Origin of the sequence: Streptomyces sp. URMC 123 (assembly GCF_051386515.1) — a bacterium.
Classification (GTDB): domain Bacteria; phylum Actinomycetota; class Actinomycetes; order Streptomycetales; family Streptomycetaceae; genus Streptomyces.
This window is the reverse complement of record NZ_JBPQTV010000329.1, coordinates 1-7,239: the sequence shown is the minus strand read 5'-3', so window position 1 is coordinate 7,239 and position 7,239 is coordinate 1. Positions and strand designations below refer to the sequence as shown.

Annotated in this window: 7 protein-coding genes and 1 pseudogene; 6 read left to right on the top strand and 2 right to left on the bottom strand. The window is 72.2% G+C overall.

The genetic code is table 11. The features are described from left to right. Positions 1–190: 190 nt before the first annotated feature. Positions 191–1,330 (top strand): serine hydrolase domain-containing protein, encoded by a 1,140-nt coding sequence (locus tag ACSNOD_RS26335; protein ID WP_436769553.1) that lies wholly within the window; start codon positions 191–193, stop codon positions 1,328–1,330. 134 nt (positions 1,331–1,464) lie between these two features. Further along, positions 1,465–1,836, top strand: a complete 372-nt coding sequence (locus ACSNOD_RS26330; protein ID WP_436769552.1) for a cupin domain-containing protein — start codon at positions 1,465–1,467, stop codon at positions 1,834–1,836. 77 nt (positions 1,837–1,913) lie between these two features. Here the strand turns inward: ACSNOD_RS26330 and ACSNOD_RS26325 are convergent, their stop codons facing one another. Then, a complete protein-coding gene (locus tag ACSNOD_RS26325) occupies positions 1,914–2,339 on the bottom strand; it encodes a carboxymuconolactone decarboxylase family protein (RefSeq protein WP_436769554.1) in 426 nt (141 codons plus the stop codon). A gap of 86 nt (positions 2,340–2,425) precedes the next feature. Between ACSNOD_RS26325 and ACSNOD_RS26320 the strand changes: the two genes are divergently transcribed. The 4 genes from ACSNOD_RS26320 (at position 2,426) to ACSNOD_RS26305 (ending at position 6,399) form a co-directional block, all read left to right on the top strand. Further along, a complete protein-coding gene (locus ACSNOD_RS26320) occupies positions 2,426–3,142 on the top strand; it encodes a LysE family translocator (RefSeq protein WP_436769551.1) in 717 nt (238 codons plus the stop codon). Between the two features lie 719 nt (positions 3,143–3,861). Continuing rightward, a complete protein-coding gene (locus ACSNOD_RS26315; RefSeq protein ID WP_436769550.1) occupies positions 3,862–5,349 on the top strand; it encodes an amino acid permease in 1,488 nt (495 codons plus the stop codon). A gap of 208 nt (positions 5,350–5,557) precedes the next feature. Continuing rightward, a complete protein-coding gene (locus ACSNOD_RS26310) occupies positions 5,558–5,878 on the top strand; it encodes an ArsR/SmtB family transcription factor (RefSeq protein ID WP_436769549.1) in 321 nt (106 codons plus the stop codon). After that, a complete protein-coding gene (locus tag ACSNOD_RS26305; protein ID WP_436769548.1) occupies positions 5,875–6,399 on the top strand; it encodes an SRPBCC family protein in 525 nt (174 codons plus the stop codon). The genes ACSNOD_RS26310 and ACSNOD_RS26305 overlap by 4 nt, the downstream gene beginning before the upstream one ends. 13 nt (positions 6,400–6,412) lie before the next feature. Here ACSNOD_RS26305 and ACSNOD_RS26300 read toward each other — a convergent pair. After that, a pseudogene (locus ACSNOD_RS26300) lies at positions 6,413–7,239 on the bottom strand (hypothetical protein); the annotation flags it as partial.

Below are 7,239 nucleotides of genomic sequence, written 5' to 3'. Positions count from 1 at the left end.
GCGTACGGCGGGGTGGCGGGCGAACGTACGACGGGTGGCCGACGGGCCGTCGGCGCCCTTCTCCGCCGTCCCCCCGGCCCGTACCATCGGCGTCCCGCGCCCGGGGAACCGGTGCCTCCCGGGCGAGGTCCGACAGCTCGGCTGCTCCGTGGTCGGCGCCGGTGGGCGAGGGAGCGGGAGGGTGAGGGGCGTGACCGACCTTCAGGGGCACTGCGCGGCACCGTTCGAGGCGGTCCGTGCCGCGTTCATCGAGAACTTCACCGCCCGGGGCGAACTCGGTGCCGCCGTGTGCGTGACCGTGGGCGGCGAACCGGTGGTCGACCTGTGGGGCGGCTGGGCGGACCCCGGTCGCACCCGCGAGTGGCGGCGGGACACCCTCGTGAACGTCTGGTCGACGACCAAGGGCGTCGTGGCGCTGCTGGCCCAGATCCTGGTGGAGGAGGGTTTGCTGGACCTCGACGCGCCGGTCACCCACTACTGGCCGGAGTTCGGCGCGGCGGGCAAGGAGGCGATCCCCGTACGCCACCTGCTGTCGCACCGCGCCGGCCTGGCGGCGTTCCGCGAGCCGGTGAGCGTCACGGACCTCTACGACTGGGACGGTGTGGCCGCCCGGCTCGCGGCCACCGAGCCGTGGTGGGAGCCGGGCACCCGATCCGGCTACCACGCCCTCACCTACGGATTCCTGGTGGGCGAGGTCATCCGGCGCATCGTCGGCAGCAGTCCCGGCGACTGCCTCCGCAAGCGGGTGACCGAGCCCCTGGGCATCGACTTCGCCATCGGGCTGCCGCCCACGGAGGACGGCAGGGTCGCCGAGGTCGTGCTCCCGCCGCGCGATCCGAGCGGCGAACGGGCGGCCCTCTTCGCCCAGGCGTCGCCGATGGCGCGGGCGGCCCTCGCCAATCCCCTCCTCGGTGCCGACACCAACACCGGGCCGTGGCGGCGGGCGGAGCTCCCCGCCGTCAACGGCCACGGCACGGCCCGCGCGGTCGCCCAGCTCTACGCCCTGCTGGCCGGCGCGCCGGGCGGACCGCTCGGCCCCGCCGCCGTCGAGCGGGTCCGGCAGGGGCAGGGCGCCTGCGTCGACCTCGTCCTCGGCGCGGCCTTCGGCGGGGAGACGGAGCTGGGCCTGGGCTGCTGGCTGAGCGGCCGGCGCGGCTCGTACGGGCCCAACCCGCGGGCCTTCGGCCACGACGGCTACGGCGGGTCCTTCGGGCTGGCCGACCCGGAGGCCCGGCTCGGCATCGGCTATGTCATGAACAGGATGGGCACCCGGGTCGCCGACGACCCCCGGAAGACGGCCCTGATCGAGGCGGTGTACGGGGCGCTGTGATCCACGGCGGGGCGCCCCGGCCCGCTGCCTGCCGGGCGTTTCCGCGGCATGTGACCCTGCCGTACGCGCCCCCGCCCGGCGTAGCCTGGAAGTGGACTCGGGGCCCGAACGCTCGCCGCCGGGAGGCGGATGACATGGCCGGAATCGTATGCAAGAACTTCGACTCCGCGGACGAGACCCGTCCGTTCGAGGACGGCAAGGGCAGGCTCGATCTGTTCACCACCGAGCGGGGACCGGTGGGGCGCGCGGTCTTCGAACCGGGCTGGCAGTGGTCCAAGCACGTCAAGCCCATCGCCGGGACCGACAGTTGCGAGGCCGCGCACACGGGGTACGTCGTCAGCGGCCGCCTGAAGATCGTCATGAACGACGGTGAGTCGGGAGAGGCCGGGCCCGGCGACTTCCTGCGGGTCGCGCCGGGCCATGACGCCTGGGTGCTCGGGGACGAGCCCTGCGTGTTCCTCGACTGGGTCGGCTACGGGGGCTACGCCACGCCCGCAGGCTCCTGACCCGAACGCTCCCCTGCCCGTTCACTGACCGGCCCGTTGCCGACCTGCGAGGTTGGCGGCCGCGGACGGGCCGGTGCTCAGGGCGTGCCCGGCGTCTTGCGCGTGGTGACGTTCATCCGGTTCCACGTGTTGACCGTGAAGATCAGCGCGATGAGCTGGGCCAGCTCCTTCTCCTCGAAGTGCTGGGCGGCTTCGTCGTACACCCGGTCCGGCACGCCGCCGGGCAGTCGGGTGACGGCCTCCGTGAGCGCCAGCGCGGCCCGCTCCTTCGCGGTGTAGAGACTGGACTCCTCCCAGGCGCTGAGCTGGTGGAGCCGGTCCTCGCTCTCGCCCGCCCTGCGCGCGTCCCCGACGTGGTAGTCGATGCAGTACGCGCACCGGTTGATCTGGGAGGCCCGGATCTGCACCAGTTCCAGCAGGACCGGGTTTAGTCCCTCCCGGGCAGCGGCGTCGAGCGCCAGCACGGCCTTGTAGACCTTGGGGGCGACGGAGGTGACACCGATCCGTGGCGCTGCCGATGTCCCGCCATCTGCCCGATATCGGGCAGGATGTCGCCGTTCGGCGCGCCGCACCGCTACAGTCCTCGTACATGATCAACTCGACCGACCTGTGGTCCTTCCTTCTCGTCGTGGGACTGCTCACGCTCACCCCCGGCCTGGACACCGCTCTCGTGCTGCGCACCGCCGTGGTCGGGCGCCGCCGGGCCGCCTGGGGCGTGGTGCTCGGGATACAGACCGGCGCCCTCACCTGGGGCGTGCTGACCTCCCTCGGTGTGACCGCGCTGCTCACGGCCTCCCACCTGGCGTACGAGGTGCTCCGCTGGGCCGGAGCCGCGTATCTGGTGTGGATGGGGGTCCGCATCCTCATGGCCGCCCGGCGCCGCTCGCCCGGCGGCGAGCCGGGCGCCCCCGCGGCGACCCCGACCGCATCCACCGCCGCGGCCTCCGACCCCGGAATCACCACCGCCGCCACTGCCGCCACCGCTCCCGCCGCCCCCGGCCCCCGAGGCGCCCTCCGCGCCGGCTGGCGTCAGGGCGTCACGACCAACCTGCTCAACCCCAAGGTCGGCGCCTTCTATGTGGCCGTCCTTCCACAGTTCATCCCGGCCGACGCCTCCCATGTGATCGTCGGGACGCTGCTGAGCGGCATCCACGTCCTGATCGGGCTGATCTGGTTCGGCGTGCTGATCGCCTGTGCCCACGCCCTCCGCGGCGGGCTGAGCCGCCCCGCCGTGCGCCGGGCCCTCGACCGCGTCAGCGGTGCGGTGATCGCCGGATTCGGCATCCGGCTGGCGTTCGGCGACTGAGCGGGACTTTCCGCCGGTAACCGGTGCTGCCGCGAGCACCGGTTACCGAGCTGACAGGAAAAAAGAAAAAGCCTTCATTTCGCAAAGTCACCGTCTCGATACGGTGCGTTCGAGGGGCCCGTAATCACGGGCCCGTCGCGCTCGCTCGGGCGGGAATGGGCGGCGGCTAGCGCTCCCACCTGGGAATGTCAATTATCCGTAAAGTCTTGACGACGCCCTTGCGCGCCTCTCACCATTCACCGCATGGACTTGTCAGACAGTCGACGGAGCGACGCGGCGCGGGAGCGCCGGCGAAACGGCGCTCCGTCATGCCCCGGGGTGCGAGCGCCCCAGGGCGACCCTGTCTGGCGCACGGGAGGCGCGGCGCGCTCCGCAGGCGTAGTGCCGCATCGCCTCCCGGGCCGGCGACGGCCCTTATCCCGCGGTGAGCGGTCCGACCGGGAGCCACGCTCCGGGTCCGTACCGGCGTAAGTCGCCTCGGGGCGCCTGAGCGCGCCGGGGTTCTTCGCGCGGGAACCCCCGTGGGGCCCCCACGCCGTACTCAGGACGACCTCGATCCAGCGCTGCCTCCGCCCGGGCTCTCCGGCCGGCCGGCAGACGGGAGCAGGAGTCCACCCCACCCCGTCCATACCTTCCGACCAGCGCGGAAACCGGCGTCCCCGCCGGGGTCCGAGCGTGGCCCGGTCCTGCTCACCCCTCCAAAGAAGGCCAAGACACACATGAGTGACCGCACCCTCACTGCGGCCGACACCGCGTCCGAGGCACCCGCTCCCCCCACGGCGTCACGGCACGTCGACGCCGGCGACGCGGGGTACAGCAAGGATCTCAAGTCCCGCCACGTCAACATGATCGCCATCGGCGGGGCGATCGGCACCGGCCTCTTCCTCGGTGCCGGCGGCCGCCTCGCCAACGCGGGGCCCTCTCTCTTCATCGCCTACGCGGTCTGTGGCATCTTCGCCTTCTTCGTCGTCCGTGCCCTCGGCGAGCTGGTCCTGTACCGCCCGTCCTCCGGCGCGTTCGTCAGTTACGCCCGTGAGTTCATGGGGGAGAAGGGCGCCTTCACCGCCGGCTGGCTCTACTTCCTGAACTGGGCCACGACCGGTATCGCCGACATCACGGCCGTCGCCACCTACACCCATTACTGGGGAATGTTCAGCGACATTCCCCAGTGGGTGCTCGCCCTGATCGCCCTCGCGGTCGTCCTCGCCGTGAACCTCATCTCGGTGAAGTACTTCGGCGAGATGGAGTTCTGGTTCGCGATCATCAAGGTCGGCGCGCTCGTCGCCTTCATGGCCATCGGCATCTTCCTGCTGGTCAGCCAGAACGACGTCGGCGGCACCACCCCGGGCCTGTCCAACATCCTCGACAACGGCGGCGTCTTCCCGGCCGGTGTGATGCCGATGCTGCTGGTCATCCAGGGTGTCGTCTTCGCCTACGCCTCGGTCGAGCTGTGCGGTGTCGCCGCGGGCGAGACCAAGAACCCCGAGAAGATCATGCCGAAGGCGATCAACTCGATCATGTGGCGGGTCGGCCTCTTCTACGTCGGCTCGGTCATCCTGCTCGCCCTGCTGCTGCCGTACACCGCCTTCACCGGCGACGAGAGCCCCTTCGTCACCGTCCTGTCGAAGATCGGCGTCCCGTACGCGGCCGGCGTGATGAACCTCGTCGTCCTCACCGCGGCGCTCTCCAGCCTGAACTCCGGCCTCTACTCCACCGGCCGCATCCTGCGCTCGATGGCCATGTCGGGCTCGGCGCCGAAGTTCACCGGCCGCATGAACAAGGGCCAGGTGCCCTACGGCGGCATCCTGCTCACCGCCTTCTTCTGCGTGCTGGGCGTCGGCCTGAACTTCGTCGTCCCGGCGGACGCCTTCGAGATCGTGCTGAACTTCGCCGCGATCGGCATCATCGGCACCTGGGGCATGATCATGGTCTGCTCGCTGCTGTTCTGGCGCCGCTCGCAGGACGGCCGGGTCACCCGCCCGAGCTACCAGCTGCCCTGGGCCCCGTACACCCAGATCGTCACGCTGGTCTTCCTCGCCGGTGTGCTCGGTCTGATGGCGGCCGACGAGGGCCCGGGCCGCACCACGGTGCTGTGCCTGCCGCTGATCGTGGCGGCCCTGGTCGGCGGCTGGTTCCTCGTCCGCGGCCGGGTCGCCCGCACCCAGCGCGAGGCCGAGCTGCGCCAGGCGGAGACGCCGGCGCCGTAACGGCCCCGGGCACCCCTCGGCGCCCCCGCGCACCCTCCGGCCGCCAGCCCGGCCCGTACGACCGCGTCCCGTCCACCCCTCACCGGGTGGGCGGGGCGCGGTCGTTTCCACGGGGGTGGTCGCGGCGCCCCCGGGCCGGCACCCGCGCGGACACGGCACGTGCGTCCTCAACTTTACATGTGACCATCTGGTCACCTATTCTCATGGTGTGACGGATGAGGACCGCGTGTTCAAGGCACTGGCCGATCCGACGCGACGCTTTCTGCTGGATCTGCTGTTCGCGCGGGACGGGCGCACGCTGACGGAGCTCGAGGCCGAGGTGGAGATGACCCGCTTCGGCGTCATGAAGCATCTGAAGGTGCTCGAGGAGGCGGGGCTCGTCGTCGCACGGAAGTCGGGGCGGGAGAAGCTGCACTTCCTGAACGCGGTGCCGATCCGGCAGATCCACGATCGATGGATCGACAAATACACCGAGCGCCGGGTGACGGCGCTCACCGAGCTCAAGAACGAGCTGGAGGGGAATCCATGACCACCAACACCAACACCAACACCGCCACCGACGCCGCCGCCGAGGGCCGGACCGTGCAGGTCCACCGGATCTACATCAAGGCCACGCCCCAGGCGATCTGGGACGCGATCACCAAGCCGGAGTGGGCGGAGCGGTACGGCTACGGCAGCCGCGTCGAGTACGACCTGCGGCCCGGTGGCACGTTCCGGGCGCTGGCGAGCGAGGAGATGCTGCGGCACGGCGCGCCGGAGCAGGTCATCGAGGGGGAGGTCGTCGAGGTCGACGAGCCGCGCCGCCTCGTGCAGACGTACCGCATGCTGTTCGGGCCGGAGCTGACCGCCGAGCCCCTGACGCGCCTGACCTACGAGATAGCCGAGGACCGGGACGGCGTCTGCACGCTCACCGTGACCCACGACGTCACCGGCGCCCCGGCCCACGCCGGCATGGTCTCCGGCGAGATCAAGGAGGCGGGCGGCGGCTGGAGCCTGGTGCTCAGCGACCTCAAGTCGCTGCTGGAGACCGGCTCCGCGATGGCCGGCTGACCCGCGGGCCGGCTCAGACGCGGAAGGTCTGGACGCGCCCCGTGACGCTCACGAAGCCATTGGTCGTGATGACCCGGACGTCCACGTCCCCCGGCCCGCCGCCGGTCGCCGGATCGCCCCCGACCGGGGCGATCCGCGTCCGGTCGAGCACGAACACGGGCTCCCGCAGGCCCACCCCGACCGTCCGCCAGGTCGCGCCGTGGTCGTCGCTGACCTGCACGGCGTAGGTCTGATTGCCCTGGAGCGGCCGGTCCAGCCGCAGCGGGACGCCCTCCGCGCCCGCCGCGGCCGTCGGCGCGTACGCCATGGTGACCGGGGCCGGCGGCGGCCCGCCGTGGAAGGTGTCCACGACCCGCCCGGCGATCAGCAGCTCCACGGTCGTGGCCGCCGGGGCCGCCGGGATCAGCGCGGCCACGATGCCCACCCGGTCGTCGCTGGGCAGCAGCTCCGAGTTCAGCCTGACCGGCACCGGGTACTCGTCCAGCAGCCCGCCGTCCCGCCGGAGCAGCCGGATCACCGTGGGGCTGTCCTCGCGCAGCGGCGACAGCCGGCCGGTGCGCACCGGATTCACGTACTTGATCTCGCCGCTGCCGGTGGTCAGGTTCACCCGCGCCACGACGCTGAGCAGGGAGCCGTCACCGCCCCCGGTGGCGAGGGCGGCGCCGACCGGGACCCCGGCCCGTACGCCGGGGCCCGCACCGGCTTCCGAAGTCCCGGGCGACGGCTCCGCCCCGGCCTCGGGCCGCGGTCCCGCACCGTCCCCCGGCGGCGGTTCCGCGCCCGCGCCCGCTCCCGTACCCGTCATCGCGGCTGCCCCCAGCCCCGGTCCCAGCCACAGCC

Bases quoted from the DNA above. Each gene is read 5' to 3' on its own strand.
- ACSNOD_RS26305 (WP_436769548.1), top strand. From the start codon at position 5,875: ATGACCACCAACACCAACACCAACACCGCCACCGACGCCGCCGCCGAG.
- ACSNOD_RS26330 (WP_436769552.1), top strand. From the start codon at position 1,465: ATGGCCGGAATCGTATGCAAGAACTTCGACTCCGCGGACGAGACCCGT.
- ACSNOD_RS26315 (WP_436769550.1), top strand. From the start codon at position 3,862: ATGAGTGACCGCACCCTCACTGCGGCCGACACCGCGTCCGAGGCACCC.
- ACSNOD_RS26320 (WP_436769551.1), top strand. From the start codon at position 2,426: ATGATCAACTCGACCGACCTGTGGTCCTTCCTTCTCGTCGTGGGACTG.